21 protein-coding genes are annotated in these 23,938 nt (G+C 24.2%); all 21 read left to right on the top strand.

Going from position 1 to position 23,938, the window contains the following annotated elements; all coding sequences use genetic code 11:
- The first annotated feature begins 65 nt into the window (after positions 1–65).
- Complete coding sequence (locus K324_RS0113360; protein ID WP_026749579.1) at positions 66–1,031, top strand: tyrosine-type recombinase/integrase; 966 nt, start codon at positions 66–68, stop codon at positions 1,029–1,031.
- 374 nt (positions 1,032–1,405) lie between these two features.
- Positions 1,406–2,701: a sugar transferase gene (locus K324_RS0113355; protein WP_026749578.1), complete on the top strand. Its 1,296-nt coding sequence runs from the start codon at positions 1,406–1,408 to the stop codon at positions 2,699–2,701.
- Between the two features lie 22 nt (positions 2,702–2,723).
- On the top strand, positions 2,724–3,287 hold the full coding sequence (locus K324_RS0113350) for a hypothetical protein (RefSeq protein WP_026749577.1): 564 nt from the start codon (positions 2,724–2,726) through the stop codon (positions 3,285–3,287).
- A complete protein-coding gene (locus K324_RS0113345) occupies positions 3,280–3,504 on the top strand; it encodes a hypothetical protein (RefSeq protein WP_026749576.1) in 225 nt (74 codons plus the stop codon). The genes K324_RS0113350 and K324_RS0113345 overlap by 8 nt, the downstream gene beginning before the upstream one ends.
- Positions 3,505–3,517: 13 nt before the next feature.
- The gene (locus K324_RS0113340; protein WP_026749575.1) at positions 3,518–3,910 is read left to right on the top strand and encodes a protein-export chaperone SecB; all 393 of its coding nucleotides are present in this window, start codon (positions 3,518–3,520) and stop codon (positions 3,908–3,910) included.
- Positions 3,911–3,929: 19 nt separating this feature from the next.
- Positions 3,930–4,793: a glucose-1-phosphate thymidylyltransferase RfbA gene (gene rfbA, locus K324_RS0113335; RefSeq protein ID WP_026749574.1), complete on the top strand. Its 864-nt coding sequence runs from the start codon at positions 3,930–3,932 to the stop codon at positions 4,791–4,793.
- Positions 4,794–4,810: 17 nt separating this feature from the next.
- A complete protein-coding gene (locus K324_RS0113330) occupies positions 4,811–5,713 on the top strand; it encodes a glycosyltransferase family 2 protein (protein ID WP_026749573.1) in 903 nt (300 codons plus the stop codon).
- A gap of 29 nt (positions 5,714–5,742) precedes the next feature.
- Complete coding sequence (locus K324_RS0113325) at positions 5,743–6,555, top strand: ABC transporter permease (protein ID WP_026749572.1); 813 nt, start codon at positions 5,743–5,745, stop codon at positions 6,553–6,555.
- 15 nt (positions 6,556–6,570) lie between these two features.
- A complete protein-coding gene (locus tag K324_RS0113320) occupies positions 6,571–7,851 on the top strand; it encodes an ABC transporter ATP-binding protein (RefSeq protein WP_026749571.1) in 1,281 nt (426 codons plus the stop codon).
- 3 nt (positions 7,852–7,854) lie between these two features.
- The gene (locus K324_RS15010; protein WP_084533670.1) at positions 7,855–8,856 is read left to right on the top strand and encodes a class I SAM-dependent methyltransferase; all 1,002 of its coding nucleotides are present in this window, start codon (positions 7,855–7,857) and stop codon (positions 8,854–8,856) included.
- Positions 8,804–9,823 carry a hypothetical protein gene (locus K324_RS0113310; protein ID WP_026749570.1) on the top strand — a complete coding sequence of 340 codons (1,020 nt, stop codon included), beginning with the start codon at positions 8,804–8,806 and terminating at the stop codon, positions 9,821–9,823. The genes K324_RS15010 and K324_RS0113310 overlap by 53 nt, the downstream gene beginning before the upstream one ends.
- A 9-nt stretch (positions 9,824–9,832) precedes the next feature.
- Positions 9,833–10,816 (top strand): glycosyltransferase family 2 protein, encoded by a 984-nt coding sequence (locus tag K324_RS0113305; RefSeq protein WP_197735099.1) that lies wholly within the window; start codon positions 9,833–9,835, stop codon positions 10,814–10,816.
- 7 nt (positions 10,817–10,823) lie between these two features.
- On the top strand, positions 10,824–12,059 hold the full coding sequence (locus K324_RS0113300) for a glycosyltransferase (protein ID WP_026749568.1): 1,236 nt from the start codon (positions 10,824–10,826) through the stop codon (positions 12,057–12,059).
- A gap of 6 nt (positions 12,060–12,065) precedes the next feature.
- A complete protein-coding gene (locus K324_RS0113295) occupies positions 12,066–12,863 on the top strand; it encodes a glycosyltransferase family 2 protein (protein WP_026749567.1) in 798 nt (265 codons plus the stop codon).
- Between the two features lie 13 nt (positions 12,864–12,876).
- The gene (locus tag K324_RS0113290; protein ID WP_026749566.1) at positions 12,877–13,899 is read left to right on the top strand and encodes an NAD-dependent epimerase/dehydratase family protein; all 1,023 of its coding nucleotides are present in this window, start codon (positions 12,877–12,879) and stop codon (positions 13,897–13,899) included.
- A gap of 12 nt (positions 13,900–13,911) precedes the next feature.
- Positions 13,912–14,649 carry a glycosyltransferase family 2 protein gene (locus K324_RS0113285; protein WP_026749565.1) on the top strand — a complete coding sequence of 246 codons (738 nt, stop codon included), beginning with the start codon at positions 13,912–13,914 and terminating at the stop codon, positions 14,647–14,649.
- A 15-nt stretch (positions 14,650–14,664) separates the two neighbouring features.
- Positions 14,665–16,581, top strand: a complete 1,917-nt coding sequence (locus tag K324_RS0113280; protein ID WP_036095875.1) for a lysylphosphatidylglycerol synthase transmembrane domain-containing protein — start codon at positions 14,665–14,667, stop codon at positions 16,579–16,581.
- Positions 16,568–17,125, top strand: a complete 558-nt coding sequence (locus K324_RS0113275; protein ID WP_026749563.1) for an HAD family hydrolase — start codon at positions 16,568–16,570, stop codon at positions 17,123–17,125. Before K324_RS0113280 ends, K324_RS0113275 begins: the two co-directional genes overlap by 14 nt.
- A 40-nt stretch (positions 17,126–17,165) precedes the next feature.
- Positions 17,166–20,132: a hypothetical protein gene (locus K324_RS0113270; protein ID WP_026749562.1), complete on the top strand. Its 2,967-nt coding sequence runs from the start codon at positions 17,166–17,168 to the stop codon at positions 20,130–20,132.
- Between the two features lie 263 nt (positions 20,133–20,395).
- Complete coding sequence (locus K324_RS0113265; RefSeq protein ID WP_026749561.1) at positions 20,396–23,374, top strand: hypothetical protein; 2,979 nt, start codon at positions 20,396–20,398, stop codon at positions 23,372–23,374.
- 220 nt (positions 23,375–23,594) lie between these two features.
- Positions 23,595–23,938: HAD family hydrolase (locus tag K324_RS0113260; protein ID WP_026749560.1), on the top strand; the 344-nt coding region annotated here is incomplete at its 3' end.

Here is a 23,938-nt window from a genome sequence, read left to right as displayed (position 1 = left end):
TTCAGATTTATATATGTTTTGATAACCTTAGTATAAAGATTAATTTAATTTAGGAGGACAACAAAATGAATAAAAAATATATGACTATAGCCGAATGTATGGATATTTGGATAAAAAATGAACATAACTATATAAAGGAATCCAGCTATGCCTTATACCTGACAATTATAGAAAAACATTTAAAAGTTTATTTTAAAAACAGAAAAATTAACACAATTTCCAACAAGGATTTTGAGTCTTTTATACTAAATAAATTAAAGTTTGGAAGATTAGACGGAAAAGGGGGATTATCGAGAAAAACTGTAAAAGATATGGTAATTATCCTAAAAGCTGTTCTAAATTTTGCAATGAAACAGAAAATAATAAAAAGAAAAGATTTTGATTATAAAATTCCTCAGGATAAGACATTAAAGAAAGTAGATATATTTACTTTTGAGGAAAGATTAAAAATTTTTAAATATGCAAAAAATCATTTAGATAGCAAAACTTTAGGAATTTTAATTTGTCTATGCACAGGACTTAGAATAGGTGAAATATGTGCATTAAAATGGGAAGATATAGATTTAAGAAACGGATTCATTAACATAAATCACACAATCCAGAGAATTTACACAAGCAAAATAAAAAAAAGCAAAATAGTTATTTCTTCCCCAAAAACAGAAAATTCCAGACGAAAAATCCCAATTGCTTCCGAATTAAATCTGATTCTGGAAAAATTTGATAGAAATAAAGATTTTTATGTTATTTCCGGAAGTAAAAAATACATTGAACCTAGGACATATCGAAAATTTTTTAAAAAAATATTAACCATTTTAAATATCTCAAAATTAAAATTTCATTCATTAAGACACACTTTTGCTACTCAAGCAATAGAAAACAACATAGATTACAAGACTATTTCTGAAATACTCGGACATTCTTGCGTTAATACAACCTTAAATTTATACATACACCCAAATTTAGAATATAAGAAAAAATGTATGAATGTAATATTTGATGGAATAATAAATACAACTACAAATTATGATTAAATTTTTTAAAAAAATATAAACAAAAAAATAATAACACAAAACTGTAAAATATAGTAACATATCTTTTAAAATTACATCTTAAATCTATATTTTTCTTGATTCATCGGCACTTGAATTTCATAATAAAATATGTTATACTCATACTGTAATTATTTATAAAAAATAGGGAATAAAACTTCTATTTACATAAAAATTAGATAAATTCTTTCATCTTTTTTCTCATTTGAAATTATTTAATACAAATTATAATTTTTTGTCTTGGAAAATATTATTCTTTACTTAAAATTTAGTAAAAAATTAAGATAAAAGACTTCAATAAATATTTATCACATTGAAGTTTACATAAATGATTTGTTAAGTGAGGATGAATAATTATGAAATTAAATAAAGATATACGTATACGTATATTATATATTTTTATTTTGTATATGATTTATAGTCTTTTGTTAGATAAATATGATTACGTAGTAAAATATTTAACAAGTTTTATATTCATTTTATTCATATTTGTAAAATTTGTATTTGGACAATTGGACTTTTATGCAGAACGTTTCAGACTTAAGGATGTTTTTATAAATTTAGGAATCGACATAATTTTTTCCGTAATATTATATGCCTTTTGGAAACGTTTTGATATATTCTATATGTTTGGATTAATATTTGTGTTTCAAGTAATTTTTAGAAAGATTGTATGTTCAATTTATATGAAAAAGCAAAATGTATTAATATTTGGCTCAAATCATATAGAAAACAACATTCAGGAAGATATTATAAATACGCTTGACTACAATTACATCGGATATATTTCTAACAATAAAAGCAGAGCGACAAAATATCTGATTGGAAATTACAATGAAATGGAAACAATCATTGCTAAAAATAATGTTGATATTCTAGTAATTGTAAAAGATATAAAAAGTCCTGATTTCAAAAAATATTTAAAACGTATATTTGATTTAAAAATTAATGGACTAAAAATAATGAATTATGAAGAATTCAACGAAGATATCCAAAAAAAGATTGATATAAATCAAATAAATGAAGAATGGCTTTTGGAATCAAACGGATTTGATATTCTCAATAATGAAATGCAAAGAAACATAAAACGGGGAATGGATTTAATACTGGCATTAATTTTGATGGTTATTCTTTCTCCCCTTGCATTAATTACTGCGATAATTATTAAATTTGAATCTAAAGGGCCAGTTATATTTAAACAAACAAGAATAGGTGAAAATATGAAACCTTTCAGAGTCTATAAATTCAGAAGCATGAGGTTACATGATCCTAAGAAATATTCAAAATATACTCTAGATAACGATACAAGAGTTACAAAATTCGGAAAATTTATGAGAAAAACAAGAATTGATGAATTACCGCAACTTTGGAACATTCTAAAAGGTACAATGAGCTTCGTTGGCCCACGCCCGGAATGGGATATACTAGCAAAAGATTATGCAGAACAAATAAATTATTACAACCTGAGACATCTTATAAAACCTGGAATAACAGGTTGGGCCCAAGTAATGTTCCCATATGGTGAAAGTTTAGATGATGCAAGGAAAAAACTTGAATATGATTTATATTACTTAAAACATCAGGACTTGATATTGGATGTACTGATTGTTGCAAAAACGGCTAAGGCTGTTTTGTTTGGAAAAGGGAAATGAAAAACTTAAATGAGAGGAAAGAATGAAAAAAGAAATCCCCAAAATTTATTTATATCATTGTAATACAAAAGAAAAATGTGATAATTTTTTAAACAATACTTTAGAATTAATAGAATCTAATCATAAATATGATGATAATTGGCTAGGAAAAGGCATGTATTATTGGGATAACTTAGGAAATGCAAAATATTGGAAAAAAGATAAAATCAGAAAAAATCCAAATAATAAATTTGTAATAATAAAATCTTTTGTTTCGTTAAAAAAAGTATTAGACTTAACAGATGATGATATTGTCAATATAATAGAAGAAGTTTGGAAAAAATTAAATATTCAAGATGAAACAAATAAAGATTTAAAAAATAAAATGCCTATTGGAGCTAAATTAGATTTTATATATGAAAAAATAAGCGAAATTAAAACAAAATATAGTATTATAAAAATTATAGGTATAAATTATAAACCAAAAAATAATTTTTTTAATGAAATAAAAAATAACAAAATAAAACCAAGTTCTACAGTAAAAGTTATTTATAATGTTAAAGATAGTACCTGTATAATAAAGAAAGGGATGATTATAAATGAATAAGCAAGAAACATTGATTTTTTTTGATAAAATAATGAAAGAAATAGATGAAATGCCAATAGAAAAAAGAGAAAGATTAGGTAAAGAATTAAATAATTATGTATTAGAATATTATGCAAATAGAGTAATGGAAGAAATAACTTACAAAATTGGTAAAAAAATATATAAAGATGATAAAAGGAAGTATGAGATTGATAGTAACATTTTAGCAATTGCTTAAAAAGGAGAAAATTATGGAAGTCAAAAAAAGTAGTTTTCAATTTGAAAGGCCAATTTTGTTAAATTTAATATATAATGAAAATAATGAATTTGAATTAAAAGATGAGATTGAAATAAAAGTTGATCTAGAAACTAAGTTAGATATAAGAGAAGATGAAGCCAATGTTTATGTTATTTTGAAAACAATAGGTGATAATTTACCATTTTATATAAAAGTAGAAATGTATTCAAAATTTATTTGGGATAAAGAGATAGAAAATAAAAATTTACAAAGTGTATTAGAAACAAATGCGGCTTCAGTTTTAGTATCATATATAAGGAATATAGTGGCAAATGTAACTTCATCATCAAAATATTCTACGTGGCATATACCATTTTTAGATTTAAGAAAAGAAAAAAATAATTAAATGAAAGCAGGTATTTATAATGAAAGGAATTATTTTAGCTGGTGGTAGTGGAACTAGACTTTATCCATTAACAAAATCAATTTCAAAACAAATCATACCAATTTATGATAAACCTATGATTTATTATCCTTTATCTGTACTTATGCTTGCAAATATAAAGGATATTTTAATTATTTCCACACCTAGAGATTTACCTCTGTTCCAAGAACTTTTAGGAGATGGAAGCGATTTGGGTATATCTTTAAAATATAAAATACAAGAAAAGCCTAATGGACTTGCAGAAGCCTTTTTAATCGGCGAAGAATTTATTGGAAATGACAATGTAGCTTTAATTTTAGGAGATAACATATTTTACGGCAGTGGATTTACAGGTTTAGTTGAACAGGCTGCCAACTTAACAGAAGGAGCTACAATATTCGGTTATCCTGTAAAAGATCCCAGAGCTTATGGAGTTGTAGAATTTGATGAAAATGGGAAAGCCATTTCATTGGAGGAAAAACCAAAAGAACCTAAATCAAATTACGCAATACCGGGATTATACTTCTATGATAATACAGTTATCGAAAAAGCAAAAAATGTAAAACCATCCACAAGAGGTGAATTAGAAATTACAGCTGTGAACGAAATGTATCTATCTGAAGGAACATTAAATGTTAAAAATCTCGGGAGAGGTACAGCATGGTTAGATACAGGTACTCATGAATCTTTGTTAGAAGCAGCCAATTATGTGGAAGCTATTCAAAAGAGACAAGGTTTTTATATTGCCTGTCTTGAAGAAATAGCTTATCAAAAAGGGTGGATAAGTATAGAAAAATTGAACAAATTAGCTGAATCAATGATAAAAACAGCATATGGCCAATATTTAATTGATTTGATAAAATAAGGAGCGTTTGAAATTTTATGAATCAAGATAAAACAATAGAAATAGTAATGGCAACCTATAATGGAGAAAAATACATAAAAGAGCAAATTGAGTCAGTTATTAACCAAACTTATACAAATTGGAAGTTACTAATAAGAGATGATAATTCTAGAGATAAAACAATAGAAATAATAAAAGAATATGAAAAAAAAGATGCTAGAATTAGGCTTATAAAAGACAATAAAGGTAATTTAGGTTTTGCGAAAAATTTTGAAGAATTAATTAAAAATTCAAAAGAAGAATATATAATGTTTTCTGATCAAGATGACTATTGGTTAGAAAATAAATTAGAAGTTTATCATAACAGATTAAATAAACTTTCAGAAGATGACTTAAAAAAACCATTATTATTGCATTCAAATTCTTTTGTCTGTGATAAAAATTTAAATATTAAAAAGAATAATTTTATTGATTCTCGCTTAGCTTCTACTAAAAATAAAGGAGTGTGTTTTTTCTCCTATATTGTTCAAGGATCTACAATTATGATAAATAAAAAAACAAAAAATTTATGTATTCCTTTTATGAAAAAAGTAACATTACATGATAGGTATTTTCATTTAATGGTAGAATTCTTGGGAAATAGAATTTTTATAAATAAAAGTCTGATGAAATATAGACAACATAATAATAACGAAATAGGTGCAAAATCAAATATTATAAAAAAAATATTAACAAAAAGATATTTTGATGAAAATGATAGAGATTTAATTATTGAAATAAATGAAAAATATAAAAATAAGATATCTATAACACAATTAAAAAGAATTGAAAAATATTTAAAAATAACAGATAGAACGCAAAATAGATTTAAACGATTTTTTTTAAGTTTAGATTTTAGCATAACCTTAAAAAAAAGGTTTTTTCTTTTATTAAAGGGATAAAATTATTGTAAAAAATTAAGGAGAAAAAAGTGAAAAATATACAGGGTATATACAATTTTTTTAGATATATATTAAAACAGAGAAATTTAATTTTTTCTCTTTCTATAAATGATTTTAAACAAAAGTATTCAAAATCTTATTTGGGATTATTTTGGTCTTTTATTCAGCCAATAATAACAATAGGAGTGATGTGGTTCGTTTTTACTGTTGGATTTAGGGCAGGAGAAGCTGAACCAGGTATTCCCTATGTTTTATGGTTAACAGCTGGATTAATTCCTTGGTATTATTTTTCTGAAACATTTTTTTCTAGTGCAAATGTTCTTTTTGAGTACAGTTATATGTTAAGACAAATGATATTTAAAGCAGAAGTCTTACCATTAATAAAAATAATTTCAAATGTTTTCACTCATTTTTTTTTCATAATAATAGTGATAATCATTTCGTTAGTAAACAAATTCATGATTGATATATATTTTTTTCAAATAATATATTATATGTTTTGTTTATGTTTTTTATTAACAGGTTTATCTTGGTTTTTCAGTTCTTTAAAAGCATTTTTACCAGATATTGGAGAAATAATTACTGTAGTGGTTCAATTAGGATTTTGGGTAACACCAATACTATGGTCTGCTAAAATGCTTCCAAAAAAAATTCTTTGGTTATTTAAGCTAAATCCCATGTTTTACATTATACAAGGATATAGAGATACTTTTATATATAAAATTTGGTTTTGGGAAAAACCCTATTGGACAACAGAATTTTTCTTGATAACCATTTTTATTTTTTTTGCTGGGATTTTTGTTTTTAGAAAATTAAAGCCACATTTCAATGATGTGCTATAAATGGAGGATTTTTAAATGCAAGAAAAAGTAATTGAGCTCAAAAATATATCAAAGGTATATAAATTATATAAAAATAAACGAGATAGATTAAAGGAATCATTGTTCTTTTTTTCAAAAAAAAAGTATCATAGTGACTTTTACGCATTAGATAATATTAACTTGGAAGTAAGAAAAGGAGAAATTTTAGGATTAGTTGGTACAAATGGAGCAGGTAAATCGACACTTTTAAAAATTATAACAGGTGTTTTAACTCCTTCTTCTGGTAAAATAAACATAAACGGAAAAATATCAGCATTAATAGAATTAGGAGCAGGTTTTAATCCTGAATATACTGGAATAGAAAATATTGAATTATATGGAACTTTGATGGGATTACAAAAAGAAGAAATTGAATCTAAAAAAAAAGAAATTATTGATTTTGCAGATATTGGCGAATTTGTTTATCAACCTGTTAAAAATTATTCAAGCGGAATGTTTGCAAGGTTGGCTTTTTCAGTTGCAATAAATGTTGATCCCGAGATTTTGATAGTTGATGAAGCACTAAGTGTTGGTGATGTATTCTTTCAATTAAAATGTTACAAAAAATTTACTGAATTTACTGAAAAAGGAAAAACTATTTTATTTGTAACACATGATATGGGATCTGTATTAAAATATTGTAACAGAGCTATATTAATTGAAAAAGGGAAAAAAATCGAAGACTCAACTCCTAAAATAGTAATTGATAAGTACAAAAAAATAATGGTTGGAATAACAGAGGATGTAGAAAAAAATAAAGAAGTTGAAACAGTTCAAATAAATTCTGAAAAATTAGAAACCTTGAAAAATAATATGGAAATTAATAAAAATTTTACTGAATATGGAGAAATGGATGCTGAAATTATTGACTTTGCATTTGTGAATAAAGGCAATATTACTAATAATATGGAAAAAGGAGATGATGTTACCATAAAAATGAAAGTAAAATTTCATAAAGATGTAAAGGAACCAATTTTTGCTTTTACTATAAAAGATAGAAAAGGTACAGAACTTGTTGGAACTAATACTCAACTTGAAAAACTTTCATTTGGAATAGTTAAAGCTGGAGAAATTATAGAAGTTAATTTTTCACAGAAAATTTTTCTGCAAAGTGGTGAATATCTAATGTCGTATGGATGTACGGGATTTAAAAATGATAAATTTATTGTATACCATAGGCTGTACGATGTGTATAGAATTGTAATACTTTCCGATAAAGATACAATAGGTTTTTACGATATGAGAAGTATAGTTTCAGTAGATAGAATAAGAGGTTAATGTATGATAGAAAAAATAGGAAATGTAAAATTAAATTTGTCTTATTATAACGGAAAAGATGAGTACAGTGATGGTGATATTGAAAACGAGTTATTAGAAATTGCTAAAAATAATGATTCCTTTGAAGATGTAATCTATGAAAGTGACAAATGGCCATTAATTTATCATTTAAGTAAACAAAGACAAAATATTTTAGAATGGTATGACTTTAAAGGAAATGAAACATTACTTGAAGTTGGTGCTGGATGTGGAGCAATAACTGAGTTATTTTTAAAAAAATTAAAAAAAGTAGTTGCGATTGAAATCTCAAAAAAAAGATCATTAATAAATGCCAATAGAAATAAGAAATATAAAAATTTAGAAATTATGGTTGGAAATTTAAATGATATGGAAATATCAGAGAAATTTGATTACATAACATTAATTGGTGTATTAGAATATTCAAAAGGTTTCACAATATCTGAAACTCCCGAAATTACTTTCTTAAAAAATTTAAAGAAGTATCTAAAACCTAATGGAAAAATAATAATAGCTATTGAAAATAAATTTGGATTAAAATATTGGGCAGGAGCAAGAGAAGATCACACAGGAAAATATTTTAATGGTATACAAGGTTATTTAGATATTGAAACAGTAGCAACGTATTCAAAAACAGAATTAGAAGATATTTTAAAAAAAGTCGGCCTTGCAGATTTTGAATTTTATTATCCACTACCTGACTATAAAATGCCTGAAGTAATTTTTTCTGATAACTATCTTCCTAAAATTGGAGATCTTAGAAATTTGATACATAATTATGACATGTCAAGGTACATACTTTTTGATGAGGGTGTAGTTTATGATCAACTAATAAAAGATAAAAATTTTGAAAAATTTTCTAATTCATTCTTAGTAGTATCAAAAAACAAAAAAATAGAAGAAAAAAAGGAAATAGAAAAGGAAGTTAAAAAACATGAAGGTTATTTTTACAAAATATTCAGACGTTGGAAGGCAAAAAAAATATAGAATAAAAACTCAAATAATAGAAAAAAATGGTAAAAAGATTGTATTTAAAGAGGCTTTGAATACAGAAAGTCAACAACACATAACAAAAATGTATAAAAATGGTAAAAAACTTAAAAAAGCTGGATTCCCTCTAAAACTTGTAAAATCATGGATAAAAGATAAAAAAATTTTTTTTGATTATGTTGAAGGAACTTCTTTAGATGAACTTGCAATTGATATATTTTTTTCTTTTGGTAAAAAAAAATTATTTGAGAAATTAAAAGAAATTAAACCAATTATAGACAAAACTTGGAATTCTGAAATTGTTAATTTAGATATGACATTGGATAATATGATACAGTCAGAAACAGGAGAAATATTTGTAATTGATTACGAATGGATATATGAAGGTAAAATAGAAAAAAATTTCTTATTTTATAGATTATTATCAATTTTTTATCATCGATATGGTATTTATTTTTATTACAAATTTTCTTTTGACGAGATGTTAAAAGAATTCTTTGATGAATCCTTAATAGAAGAAATGAAAAAATTAAATGAAAATTTTTATTCTGAGCGTTTAGAAACAGTTAATATAAATCAAAAAGAACATAAACCATTAGAAAAAGTAGAATATTTAGAATTATTTTTTGATAATGGGGATGTAACACAATATTATTTTGACTATACAAATGAAATTAGTATTAATATATCCATTCCAAAAGGAGTTAAAGTTATAAGGATAGATCCAAAAAATATGGCATTAAATATGAAGATAACAAATAAATCTTTTATAAATAAAAATAATGAAAAAAGAATCTTAGGTTGTTCAACTAATGCAGTTTACAATGATGAAGAAAATTATATTTTTACAACAGAAGATCCTCAAATATATTTTGATGGACTTTCAGAAGGAACAGTATTTTTTTCTTTCAAACAAGTAAAATTAGGAGATATATTAGATAATAAAAAAATAATAATAGAATAATTTTAGGTGGTGAGAAAAATAGATGCTACAATAGTAATTCCTGTAAAAAACGGAGGAAATGTATTAAAAATTTTATTAAATAAAATTTTTTCTCAAAAAACAACATTAGAGTACGAAATTATTGTTGTTGACTCTGGTTCAAAAGATAATTCGTTAGAAATAATAAAAAAATATCCGAAAATTAAATTATATGAAATAAAACCAGAAGAGTTTAACCATGGCTTAACAAGAAATTTTGGTGCTTCTAAAGGAACAGGAGAATTTATAGTTTTTTTGACTCAGGATGCAATACCTGCTAGTGACTTTTGGCTAGATAATTTAGTTAGTTCCTGTAAATTAAAAGAAAATATTGCTGGAGCATTTGGAAAGCATTTGCCTTATCCTGATTGCAATATTTTAGATAAAAGGGATTTATTTTTTCACTTCGAAAATTTTGGAAAATGTACAACTTTCCAAAAAATAGAAGATAAGGAAAAATATAACAATGATATTGTCTATGTCCAGTGGTTAAGTTTCTTTTCTGACAATAATTCATGTTTAAAAAGAAAAGTTTGGGAAAAAATACCGTATGACAATGTAACATTTGCGGAAGATCAAATATGGGCAAAAAAAATTATAGAACTAGGATATACCAAAGTTTATGCTCCATATGCACCTGTTTATCATTCACATAATTACGAATTAAAAGAATATGGAAAAAGATATTATGACAATTTTAAAGGAGTTTACAATGTCTACAATCATGGATACATACATAAGAAATATCTAGTTTATTTATATACTTTAAATTCTTATCTTAGTGATAAAAAGTATATAAAAACTTTAAACCTTGAAAAAAAAGAAGAAAAAAAATGGAAAAAATATTCTCTAATACGTAATTATTATAAATACCTAGGAGCATATTTAGCAACAAAATATGTAATGTCAGATGAAAAAACAAAAAAAGAATTAGATAAAAAATACTCACAACAAAAAAAACAGAGAGAGAGTTGATATTATTATGATAATGAAAATATTGAAAATTTATAAGAATGAAGGAATAAAAGGCGTTATGCATCGAATAAGAAATAGAATTCATTCTCAAAAAGAAACTAATATTCAAAAAAATAACATAAATGAATTTTATAGTTTTATAGAAAATTGTGTAAAAGATGAAAAAGAAGAGTTTAACTTAGAAAATACCAACATAATTATAAACTGGGTTTTGCCTCCTTTTGGCCCTGGATCAGGAGGACACATAAATATTATGCGTTTTATAAATTATCTTGAGAAAAAAGGAATTTCAAATAGGATTTATTTATATGCGAGATTTGGTGGAGAAACACAAGAAAGTTTGAAACAATTTGCAATAGATTATTATGATTTAAATCAGAATTCTAATACAGAATTCTATCCTCATACTGATTATATGGACTATTCTCATATCACAATCGCCTCTTCATGGGAATCGGCCTATTTTGTTAGAAGTTTTGGAAAAACTAAACATAAAGTGTATTTTGTACAAGACTTTGAACCTGAATTTTTCCCAAAAAGTAGTAGTTACTTTTTTGCTGAAAATACGTATAAATTTGGATTTGTTGGAATAACTGCTGGAAGCTGGCTTTCAAAAAAATTAAGTAAAGATTATAAGATGGAATGCTATGATTATGGATTCTCTTATGATAAAGAATTATACAAGCCTTTACCTAAAAAAAATGATGGAATAGTAAGAATTGGTTTATATGCTAGATACCATACGCCAAGAAGATTATTTGAATTATATGTACTGGCATTAAATATTTTTTATAAAAAATGTCAAAAGAATAACATAAAAGTAGAAATATCCTTTTTAGGACAAGATGTTTCACATATTAATTTCCCTTATCCTGTAAATAATTTGGGAACAATGAAAATAAAAGATATACCAAAAGTTTGTGCGGAAAATGATATATTTTTAGTACCTTCAGGAACAAATTTATCTTTAGTTCCGTTAGAAGTAATGGCATGTAAAACGTTAGCAGTATCAAATAGAGGAGAGAATGCAGAATGGTTACTAAATGATGAAAATTCAATATTGACAGACGCAGATCCTATTGACATAGCTGAAAAATTATATGAAGTTACAATAAATAAAGAAAAACGTGAAAAAATAGCAGAACAAGGCTATAATTTTGCAATAAAAACTTCTTGGGAAGAATCAGGAGAAAAAGTTTATAAAGTAATAAAAAATATTTTAGAAAAGAAGGAGGAAAAGTAAAAATATATGAAAGATAAGATTCTTGTTTTCATACCTATGTATAATTGTGAAAAGCAAATTGGAAGAGTAATAGATCAACTTGTAGGTGAAATTAAGCCTTATATTAGTGAAGCAATAATTGTAAATAATCGTAGTACTGATAATGGAGAACAGGTAGTATTAGAAAAATTAAAAAATTTAAATACAGATTTATCTATAAAATTGCTAAGAAACAACGAAAATTATGGTTTAGGTGGCTCTCATAAAGTTGCTTTTAAATACGCAATTGAAAATAATTTTGATTATATTATAGTATTACATGGAGATGATCAAGGAAATATTGCTGATTTTATACCTTTACTAAAAAATCAAACTCATAAAAAATATGATTGTTGTTTAGGTGCAAGATTTATGAAAGGCTCGAAATTAATAGGGTATTCTCCAATAAGAATTTGGGGGAATTATGGATTTAATTGGTTATTTTCTATGGTTGCCAGAGAAAAGGTGTATGATTTAGGTTCAGGATTAAACTTGTATTCTGTTGAAAGTTTAAAAAATGAATATTATATTAAGTTTCCAGATACTTTATATTTTAATGATTGTATGATCTTGGCATATTGTTATTATAAACAAAAAATGCTATTTCATCCTATTTCTTGGAGAGAAGAAGATCAAATATCCAATAATAAAATTATTAAATTTTCAATTTCGTTATTAAAAATGTTAGGAAATTATATGAAAAATAAACGAAAGTATCTCGAATCTGAAATGAGAGAAAAAATTATTAATGATTATAAAGCTGAATGTATATATAAAATAAATTAGGAGGATAAATTTTATGAAAATATTAGTAACAGGAGCAGCTGGATTTATTGGTTCACAGCTTGCTTACAGATTATGGAAAAATGGAGATGAACTTATACTTATAGATAATTTTTCTTATGGAAAGGAAGATAATCTTATTTTTTCAGATCATGATTTTAGAAATGAAATAATTAGAATGGATATTCGAGATAGAGAGGGTATAGAATCATTATTAAAAAATGGAGATGTAGATTATGTTTATAATATCGCAGGAATAGCACCACTTCCAGATTGTCAGTCTAATCCACAAGAAGCAATAGATGTTAATACAACTGGTTTTGTAAATATACTGGAAAATAGTAGAAAATTTGGAGTAAAAAAAGTAATTCAGGCAAGTACAAATGCAATTTATGAAAATGATAAAAATTTTCCAACTAAAGAAGATAAATTTGAACTTCCTACGTTAATTTATCCAAATACAAAATATGTTGCAGAAAGATTTGCTCAGTCTTTTTGTGATACTTATGGAATGAATGTTACTTGTATTCGTTTTGCAAATGTTTATGGGCCTCATATAGATTGTCTAAGAAAACAGCCACCTTTCGTTGCTTATATGATTAGAGAGTTGTATTATAATAGAACACCAGTTTTCCATTCAGATGGAACTCAACGGAGGGATTATATATATGTAGATGATCTTATAGATTTAGCAATAGCTGTTCAAAAAGGAGAAGGATTTGATTGTGTAAATTGTTCTTCATTGACAAATTATTCTGTAAATGAAATGTATGAAATTGCATCTAAAATAATGGGAAAAAATATTAAAGCAGAATATGCTGATGATGCTCATTATTGGGAAAAATACCCTGAGCTTTATGAAGGTTTTTATAAAATAAAAGATTCCATCTTAAAAGAAGAAATTAATAAATATTCACTTTGTGATAATACCTATGCTAAAACTAAATACAATTGGGAACCAAAAGTGGATATTACTGAAGGACTTAAACGTGTGATAGAAAATGAATGTGAATTATTAAGTCAATTAGATAAAATATAAGGAGATTTAAAAATGTCAAAAATAAATTTAATAATGCCTATGGCTGGAGGAGGAACAAGATTTAAAAAAGAAGGAATAATGTTGCCTAAACCATTAATAGAACTAGATGGACGTCCTTTTTTCTTTTGGGCAACACAATCAATTACAAAATTTATTGATATTGATAACTTGATTTTTGTAATATTAAAAGAGCATGTTGAAAATTATAATATAGATAAAGAAATTTTGAAGTATTATCCAAATGCAAAGTTACAAGTTATTGATGAGGTTTTAAATGGAGCTGTTTTAACGTGTTTAGAAGGAGTTAAATTAGTTGATAATGATAATCCTATTCTGTTTAATGATTGTGATCACGCTTTTTTGTGTGACTCATTCTATGAATTTTGTAAAAATAAAAATTTTAAGGACATTGATGGAGCTTTATTAACATTTAAATCTGATGATCCAAGATATAGTTATGTTGCTCTTGACGAAAATGATAATGTAATTCAGACGATGGAAAAAAAGGTTATAAGTGATAAAGCGATATGTGGAGCTTATTATTTTAAAAATAAAGATATTTTTAAAACTTCCACGGAAGAATATTTAGATAATTGTAATTATGAGGAATATTTTGTTAGTGGTATTTATAACATTATGTCTAATCATAATAAAATAATAAAATATTTTTTAACTGATTTGCATGTATCTTTCGGAACACCAGAAGAATACGAAGAAGCTAAAAAATATAATTTTAATAATCTATTGTAAAGGAGATTTATATTAATGAATATAGTTTTATTAGTAGCTTCTATTTTTCTGCTTTGTATTGCTCAAATGATAAAAATTTTAAGATGGAGATTATTCATCGAAGTCTATGAAGAACCACGAAACAGAAATTTAGTTCAAGCACTAGCTTTTGGTAACCTAGTAAATTTATTCCTGCCATTTAGAATATTTGGTGAAATATTTAGAGTAATTTATTCTGGAAAAGAAATGAAAAATAAATATGCTTTTTCATTGTCAACTGTCATTGTTGATCGTATCCTAGATGTTATTTCTGTTGGAATAATTTTTTCCATATTTTATATTTTAAAAATTCCAAATAAAACAATAGAAAAAAATTTAATATTTTATATATTATTTTCATTAATTATAATAATTGTTATAACTATTGTTTACGGACTGAAAAAATATGTTAAAGCTATTTCACTTAAAATAGCTTCATTATTTAATGAGAATATTGAACTTAATTTTTTAAAATTCATGTGGTCTTTAATATGGAATTTTAAAGATATATTTTCTAAAATTAACAAAATAAAAATTATAACTTTAACAGTTATGATGTGGGGATTTTATGCAATATCTTATTCTTTATTTTCTTTATTCTTAATCACCATAGGCTATCATTTTAATCTAGTTGACATATTTATATTACTTTTTTCCAATGATACATATGGATTAAATTCAATTATAAAACAAATACCGTTTATATTTTATATATATATGTTTAGTTCTATTTTAATAATGTTATTTATTTCAAAATTTATTAAAATAAAAATACCATCTAGAATTATAAATTCAAGAGAAGAAGAATATTTAAACTTATTACCAAATCAAAATAATAAAGAAAGATTACAATTTTTGGAAAAATATTTTCTTGATAAAGATAAGTCTTATATTGAAAATTATTTGAAAATTAATCAAAATATTACTATAATTAGAGATTTTTCGGCAGGTTCTAATGCAACAACAATGCTTTGCATGAAAGATGACAAAATGTTTTACAGAAAATATGCTTTTGAAGATAAAGATAAATTATATGATCAAATAGTTTGGATAGAAATGAATAAAAAACTTGGATTACCATTACCAAATATTGTAAGTCAAGAAAAAACTGATAAATATTGTTATTATGATATGCCTTACAATCCAAATGCAATGGTGTTATTTGAGTATTCCCATTCTATGCCTTATGAAAATGGATGGAATATAATGAAAAAAGCATTGGAAAAATTAAGCGAAACTGTTTATACTCAAAATATCAGAAAAGCAGACAAAGAAACTATATATAAATATGTAGATTCAAAAGTTACTTCTAATATCGAGAAAATTTTTGAATCTAAAATAATAAAAAAATTGTCAAAATATGATGAAATATTTATTAATGGTAGAGCATATAAAAATTTATCTTACTATTTAAAATATTTGTCAAAAGATTATTTATATAATATATTTAAAAATGATATGTATTCCGATTTACATGGAGATTTAACTATTGAAAATATAGTATGTGTTAGAAATATTGCTAAAGATGATTTTTATATAATTGATCCTAATACAGGGAATGTTCATGATTCTGCTAATCTGGACTATGGGAAATTATTACAGTCAATTCATGGTGGATATGAATTTATGATGAAAACTTATGATGTAAGTCTTGAAGAAAATAAAATCAATTTTCTTTTTACTAAATCGCATACTTATGTGTATTTTTATGAAAAATTAAATGAATATATGAATTCCCAATTTAGTAGAGAACAAGTAAAAAGTATTTATTTTCATGAAATAATACACTGGTTAAGATTAATGCCTTATAAAATAAGAAAAGATAGTGATAGAGTGTTAATATTCTATTCAGGTTTATTAATGGTATTAAACGATGTTATAGAAATGTATGGTGATGACAATGAAAAAGAATAAACTAATTTTATGCGATTTGGATGGTACTTTATTTGATACTACAAAAGTAAACTATTATTCTTATAAAGAAGCATTAAACGAAATAAACTATGATATGGATTATGACTTTTTTATAAAAGAGTGTTATGGAAAACACTATAAAGGATTTCTTCCTAAAATAGGATTGAATGAAAATGAAATGGAAATTGTTCATAAAATTAAGAAAAATACATATAGTAAACATTTAAACACTGCAAAAATTAACACTCATTTATTTAACATACTTGAGTTTTCTAAAAATGAATATTATATTGCATTGGTAACAACTGCTTCCAAAGAAAATAGCGAACAAATTCTTAATTTTTTTAATAAAAAAGAATTATTTGATTTAATTATCGCAGCAGAAGATGTTGAAAATAAAAAACCAAATCCAGAAGGTTTTATTAAAGCAATGAATTATTTTAGTATAGAACCTGAAGATACTTTAATTTTTGAAGACTCAGATGTTGGTATAGAAGCAGCTATTAAAAGCAAGGCAAATATTTTTAAAATTGAAAGATTTTAGAATACATAAACTTATTTAAAATAAAATGAAAGGGTAATTTATGAACAATATAACAAAAATAAAATACCTAATAAGAAATTTCTTTACAGAATACAAAGCCTTATTAATAGGTACTCTTGTATCAGGGATATTTTTAATTATTTTGGGATTTTATGCACAAAATAGATTTGAAACATATAAAGATCTAATTGTAGGAAATCCAGCAATAATGGGTACAAATGAATCGGGAGAAACTTTCTCCTTTTGGATTTCACTCTTTTTAGGTTTAATTACAATGTTTTTTTATTGTATAAAAAAGCAAAAGAAAATTTTTCACTATAAAGAAGATGAACAACAAAATATTGATTTTATTGGAGTTGGAATTTTCTTAATTCCAATATTATTAAGTTTAATAATAAAACAAGAAGTAAATATTTTTTATTTGATTGTTGGAATTTTATATTTTTCCCTTTCTTTTTTTATAAAAAAAACAAATGAAAAAAAAGAAATGTTATTATTAATCTTTTCTATTTATATTTTTTCTTTAACTATTAAAGCAGTTTTAGATAAATTATTTAAAGGAACTATTATAATTTCGCAAGATATGATTTATCCTGTTTCCATTATAATAGTTGGGATAACAATCTATTATTTAAAAAAGAAGAATTTTAAAAATATTAGAATATTAATAATGAAATTTCAAATATTTACACCATTACTATTACTAACCTCATTAACAAATAGATATATCGTAAATGGTGATAGATATAAAATAAGATATCCACAAAATTATGTCTTACTTATCTATTCCCTTATTATTATTTTAATAATTTTTAATTTTTTTCAATACATGAAAAGAAAAAATGAAAAACATAGTTCAAGTATTTTTTTATCAACAGTTATCCTGATGTTTATAATTCATCATTATGTAACGCCTCTATTTTTTAGTTCTGGTGACTTATGGCATAGAGGAGAAGAAATGATAACATGGCATCAATTAATAGATAAAAAGTTAATGCTCTATAAAAATTATTCAGGAACTTCTGGACTTTATGCCTTAGTGTTAGGATTTTTTCAAAATATTATTTTACAAGGTAAAAGTTTTGATTATTTACCTGCACTATCACTAACAAATATTTTTTGGTGTGTTTTATTTGGAGCTTTAGTTTATTTAGTTACAAATGAAAAATTGGCATTATTAATTTCATTAATCACTTTTTTGCCTGAATACAATAGAGTTTACATGATTGCAATTTGTCTTTTAGTTTTATCAAATGCAAAAATAGTAAAAAATAGAATTTATTGGCTCCAACTATACCTTCTGTTATCAATACTATCTGTCTTTCATTATCCATTAAATGGTATTGCAGCAACATTGGGTGGAGCACCATTTGCATTTATACAACTATATCTTGTATTGAAGGAAAAAGATTTTACAACAATTTGGAAGAAAAAAACTTTTTGGTTTTTAAATTTACTACTAATTTATCCAGTTATCTGGACTCTAAAATATGCCTTAAAGTTAGTTCAAGCTATGTCATTACTTTCTTCACAATCATTGCTTGCTGATGGAATAACACTATGGACTAATCAATATACAGTTCCTCCACAATGGTTTATGAAGTATATCTTAAATCATGATTTAAGAATTATGTTATGGACTATCTTTGTGTTTTTACTTGCTATTTCATTTTTATTTACTTTCTTGTACTATTTATATCTTTATCTTTATAATAGTAAATTTAAAATATCTAGCCTTAAAGAAAGAGGTTTCTTTTTATTATCATTTGCATGTATAGCTCTACCTATAAACTATACATATACAACAATGAGAGTCGATTATACCGAAGGAACTTCACGTTTAACAGGTATCTTTATTGTTTTTACAGTATTTAATATGTTAATTTTCTTATTTCAATATGGAGATAAAATATTAGGAAGAAATCTTAAAATAATTACTTTTTCTTTTTTTATAACTTTAATATTATTAATGCAGGTACGAGAGGTTCCTCTAAGAGAATCTAGAAATTTAATGGAATTCCAACAAACAGGAGAAGAAGTTAAAATTCTAAAAAATGAATATGAACTGCCTGATGATTTAGTTCTTGTTGATGAAAAAGAAGAAGGATTACACAAGTTGGGTAAAGGATTTATTAGAGAATCAGATATGCAATATTTAAAAACATATAAAGAAATGGCAGATAAACTTTTAAAACCTAATGAAGTATTTTGGCCAACAATGAATAGAGAACTACTTTTTATATTTGATAATAAGGTTCCAGCTAAAATAGACAGTCCACATTTAACTAAAACTTTGAAAGTATCAAAAAATAATTTAGAATCTATAGAACAAAAACCTATTTTTTTAACAGAAGTAAGAGGTTATGATAGTTATTATACTTTTAAATGGATAATAGATAATGGATATGTTATGTATAAATACAAAGGAATTGACTTTTGGATAAGACCTGATAGATATCAAGAAATTTTTGGGAATATCAATGTTGGGAAAAAACACATGGTTGATAATCACCCTAGTCAAGACATTCAAAAAATTGCATTCTCATTTGGAAATTCAATGCATACATTAAATAATCTCTTTATAAATAAAAAAGAATTCAATTTAAATAATATTACTATAACAGGTAATCAAGTACAGGTATTATCAAACTCAAAAATAAAAATAATGTATAAAACAGATCCATATATTATATTGAAATTTCCAGAAAAAATAAAAGGAACTGATTTTGATTTTATATACTTAGAATTAAAATCTAACTATTCAGATAAGAAACAAAGAAGAGTTCAATTATTTTGGGATGGTGATGGTATACCATTTAATGAAAATAGAACAATGTGGTTAGATGATGTAAATGGAAAAATGTTAATTCCGATAGGTTCACATCCAGGATGGTTATTTTCGACAATATCTAGATTACGAATTGATTTTGAAAAAGTAAAAGTTGGAACAGAAATTGAAGTAAAAAGCATAAAATTCTTAAAACTTAATGTTGATAGAAAAGAATAGTAACCTATTATGTAATTGTAATAATCTAAAATTAAAATAAAAATGATTTCATAATTGTTTAGTTTGAAAATGAAGAATGGGGCTGTCTCATAAAGTAAATAAAATTACTAAATCATAAATTTTATATATTTTACTATATTTATAAAATCAATAAAAATAATATCTGTTGATTTTTAAAAATATATAACATTTATGTTAGTGAAATTATTTTTGGCTTATGAAACACCCTCGTTTTTCTAATTTTATAAAAAAGGAGTAATTAGATGACTGAGTATCACAATAAAATGCAACAAATTAAAAATTTTTTTACTATATTTAGTCCTTTAATAAATGGAATAATCACTACAAGTGTTTCTTTAGCAATTTTAGGACCATATATGGCTTCTAAACATCAAATTTATAGTGATATTATTCTGGAAATGACAGCTCTTTCTGGTACAAATAAATCAGGAGAAATTTTCAATTTTTGGTTGTCCATGCTTTTAGGAATATTAACCATAATAATAAGCGTATATTTAAAAAAAGAGAAACTGAGAAATATCCTAAACCAGAAAATAAATGATTCTGAAACTTTTAACTTTCCAGAAATAAGAATTATTTTTATCCCTATTATTCTATTCTTTTTTATAACTCAAAAAATACTTAACTTTTATCTATTCATAGGAATACTTTATCTATTTTTTTATAATTTTATTCCTAAAAAAATTAAAAAATATAAATTATTACTACTAATGTTTTGCATATATTTTTTTGTTATAGTTTTAAAAGTAATATTAGGTATTTTAATACCTCAATATGAAATAATTTCTCAAAAAAATATTTATTTAATAATAATAGCTTTTTTTTCTTTGTTCTTTTATTTTTTGAAAAGAAAAAAATTTAAAGACCTAAATAAAATTATATTATTATTACAAATACCAATACCTGTAATATTATTAATTTATCTTTCTAATAAGTACCTAATAAACAATACTGAGATTTACAAACTATCTTACCCTAAACAATATATTGTATTAATATTATTATTAACTATTGTATTAACAATAATGAATTTTTTTCATTATCAAAATTACATAAAACAAAACAAAAAAAGTTCTTTAGTAATGCTTTCCACTATTATTATAATATTTATAATTCACCATCATGTAACACCAATGTACTATCATTCTGGAGATTTTTGGCATTGGGGTGAAGAAGTAATGCCTTGGCAAGAACTAATAAATAAACATCTAAGTTTATATAGCGACTATTCTGGAACTTCAGGATTATATGGACTTGTTTTAGGTTTTTTTCAGAATTTGATATTTCATGGTGTAAGTTTTTCATATTTACCTTCATTGGTAGTTACTAATATTTTTTGGGTTAGCCTATATGGTATCTTATGTTATCTTCTTTTAGGTGGAAATTTTTCTTTTGTAATTGCACTATTAACTTTTTTACCTGAATACAATAGAATAAATGTATTTATTATTTTAGTTCTACTTCTTTCAAATCATAATTTAATAATAAAACGTATTCAATGGTTGCAATTATATATTTTAATTTCTATAATATCTGTATTCTATTACCCATTAAATGGAGTAGCAGGTATTTTAGGTGCATTACCTTTTTCAATAATTCAAATTTATTTAATATATAAAGAAAAATTATATTTAAAAATATTGAAAAACAAGTTATTTTGGATATTAAATATTTTATTAATATATCCCATTATTTTGGTGATAAAATATGGAATAAAACTAATAAAAATGATTATATTGCTTTCTTCACAAACAAAACTTGCTGATGGAATAACTGCTTATGGGCAATCAATTCCTCCTTCTTGGTTTATGGTATTTATTTCAAATCCTAATTTAAGAAATACTTTTTGGTATATTTTTATTTTTCTAATAATGATTTCTATTATTTTAACATTTTTATATTTTTTCTTCTTATATATGTTGAAAAAAGGAAAAATATTAAATAAATTTAAAAAACCTGAATTTTTTATTTTAACATTCTTTCTTATAGCAGTACCAATAAACTATACTTTTACAACAATTAGAATTGATAGTGTGGGACTTTTTGGAAGAACAACTGCTACAATGATGGTTGCAATAACATTTGGACTATTGGTATTCTTATATAAATACGGACACAAAATTTTAAATAAAAATATAAAAATAATATTATTATCTTTTTGTATAACTCTAGTACTTTTATTACAAGATCGCCCTCCAACAGGACCAGATATTAGAAATTTAGTGACTCCTTTAACATTAGGAGAAGAGATAAAAAATATAAAAAAAATTTACGAATTAAATGATGTTATCTACATTGACGGAAAGAAAGAAGGTATTAATAAATTAGGAAAAGGATTTATAAGTAAAGAGAAATTTGAATATTTAAAAACATATAAGGAAGTAAAAGAAAAACTAGTAAAATCTAATGAATATATTTGGCCTTTATGGGATAGGGAATTAGTTAGCATTTTTAACTCTAATATACCTGTAAAAATAGACAGTCCTTACCTAACAAAAAGTTTACAATCATCAAAGGAAAATTTAGCATCTATGAAAGAAAAGCCTATACTCATAACTAATTTATTAAACTATCAAAGTTATTATACATACAGGTGGATAATAGATAATGGATATATTATGTACCAACATAATAATATTGATTTTTGGATAAGACCTGATAGATATCAAGAAATTTTTGGTAACATTGAAGAAGCAAAAAATAATATGTTAAATATATTTCCTAGTCAAGAAATAGCAAAAATACCTTATTCCTTAGGTAATTCTATAAATAGTTTAAATAAAATATTCAATAAAGAAAAAAATTTAAATTTAGATAAAATGAATATAGAATATAATCAAATTAACAAAATAGATAAAAATACTTTTCAAGTAAATAACAACTTAAATTCTTTCTTTACTATAAATTTATCTGAAAATATTAATGGTAAAGAATTCGATTTTATTTACCTAGAATTATCATCAAATAAATCTAACAATGAATTAAAAGATAAAAAAATACAATTATCTTGGAGTACTAACAAATATCCTTTTAACGAAAACAGAAGCATAAAATTTGATTATGGAAATGGTAAATTTTTAATACCAGTTGGAATACATCCCGCTTGGTTAAATTTAAGCATAAATAAAATTCGATTTGATTTTAAAAATTTTGAAAATAAAATTGACTTTAAAATAAAAAAAATTAAATTTTTAAAGTTAAATTTAGATAGAAATTACTAGATACTATAAACAATTATAATTTATTATAAATAATAGGCGATTGTAAAAGTAATAATATAAAAACTCAATAAATACAGTGTTTTTATCTAAAATATTAAAATTTTATAGCAAAAATACTGGAGAAAAATAGTAAAAATTAGAACTGCAAAAACATTGTAATTATTAGAAATTTTAGACTTTTACAAATGATTATTATAAATAAAAGAAGGAGAAAAATTAAATGTTTAAGGCTGTTGTAACTGATTTAGATGGTACACTTTTAAATGCAGAGCATAAAGTAAGTGAATTTACTAGGGAAACTGTAAAATTACTGCTAAAAAAAGGGATTAAGTTTTACATTGCGACTGGAAGAAATTATTTAGGGGCAAAGGAGGCTATGGATGAACTTGGTGTACAAATTCCACTAATTACTTCACATGGCTCTGTTGCTTTTGATGAAAATGGGAATGAGATTTTTTCAAATAAGCTGAAAAGAGAATACTTGGATAAAGTTCTGAATATTGATTACAAGTCATTTGGGAAAGATATTATTATAACTGGATATGCTGGGCCAAACTGGTTTGT

The organism is Leptotrichia trevisanii DSM 22070 (genome assembly GCF_000482505.1).
Classification (GTDB): Bacteria; Fusobacteriota; Fusobacteriia; order Fusobacteriales; family Leptotrichiaceae; genus Leptotrichia; species Leptotrichia trevisanii.
Note: the sequence above shows the minus strand (reverse complement) of the source record. Positions and strands in the feature narration are given on the sequence as shown.

What these genes read in the sequence shown, in the direction of transcription:
- K324_RS0113360 (WP_026749579.1), top strand. Translation starts at nt 66, where the DNA reads ATGAATAAAAAATATATGACTATAGCCGAATGTATGGATATTTGGATA.
- K324_RS0113355 (WP_026749578.1), top strand. Translation starts at nt 1,406, where the DNA reads ATGAAATTAAATAAAGATATACGTATACGTATATTATATATTTTTATT.
- K324_RS0113350 (WP_026749577.1), top strand. Translation starts at nt 2,724, where the DNA reads ATGAAAAAAGAAATCCCCAAAATTTATTTATATCATTGTAATACAAAA.
- K324_RS0113345 (WP_026749576.1), top strand. Translation starts at nt 3,280, where the DNA reads ATGAATAAGCAAGAAACATTGATTTTTTTTGATAAAATAATGAAAGAA.
- K324_RS0113340 (WP_026749575.1), top strand. Translation starts at nt 3,518, where the DNA reads ATGGAAGTCAAAAAAAGTAGTTTTCAATTTGAAAGGCCAATTTTGTTA.
- rfbA (WP_026749574.1), top strand. Translation starts at nt 3,930, where the DNA reads ATGAAAGGAATTATTTTAGCTGGTGGTAGTGGAACTAGACTTTATCCA.
- K324_RS0113330 (WP_026749573.1), top strand. Translation starts at nt 4,811, where the DNA reads ATGAATCAAGATAAAACAATAGAAATAGTAATGGCAACCTATAATGGA.
- K324_RS0113320 (WP_026749571.1), top strand. Translation starts at nt 6,571, where the DNA reads ATGCAAGAAAAAGTAATTGAGCTCAAAAATATATCAAAGGTATATAAA.
- K324_RS15010 (WP_084533670.1), top strand. Translation starts at nt 7,855, where the DNA reads ATGATAGAAAAAATAGGAAATGTAAAATTAAATTTGTCTTATTATAAC.
- K324_RS0113310 (WP_026749570.1), top strand. Translation starts at nt 8,804, where the DNA reads ATGAAGGTTATTTTTACAAAATATTCAGACGTTGGAAGGCAAAAAAAA.
- K324_RS0113300 (WP_026749568.1), top strand. Translation starts at nt 10,824, where the DNA reads ATGATAATGAAAATATTGAAAATTTATAAGAATGAAGGAATAAAAGGC.
- K324_RS0113295 (WP_026749567.1), top strand. Translation starts at nt 12,066, where the DNA reads ATGAAAGATAAGATTCTTGTTTTCATACCTATGTATAATTGTGAAAAG.
- K324_RS0113290 (WP_026749566.1), top strand. Translation starts at nt 12,877, where the DNA reads ATGAAAATATTAGTAACAGGAGCAGCTGGATTTATTGGTTCACAGCTT.
- K324_RS0113285 (WP_026749565.1), top strand. Translation starts at nt 13,912, where the DNA reads ATGTCAAAAATAAATTTAATAATGCCTATGGCTGGAGGAGGAACAAGA.
- K324_RS0113280 (WP_036095875.1), top strand. Translation starts at nt 14,665, where the DNA reads ATGAATATAGTTTTATTAGTAGCTTCTATTTTTCTGCTTTGTATTGCT.
- K324_RS0113275 (WP_026749563.1), top strand. Translation starts at nt 16,568, where the DNA reads ATGAAAAAGAATAAACTAATTTTATGCGATTTGGATGGTACTTTATTT.
- K324_RS0113270 (WP_026749562.1), top strand. Translation starts at nt 17,166, where the DNA reads ATGAACAATATAACAAAAATAAAATACCTAATAAGAAATTTCTTTACA.
- K324_RS0113265 (WP_026749561.1), top strand. Translation starts at nt 20,396, where the DNA reads ATGACTGAGTATCACAATAAAATGCAACAAATTAAAAATTTTTTTACT.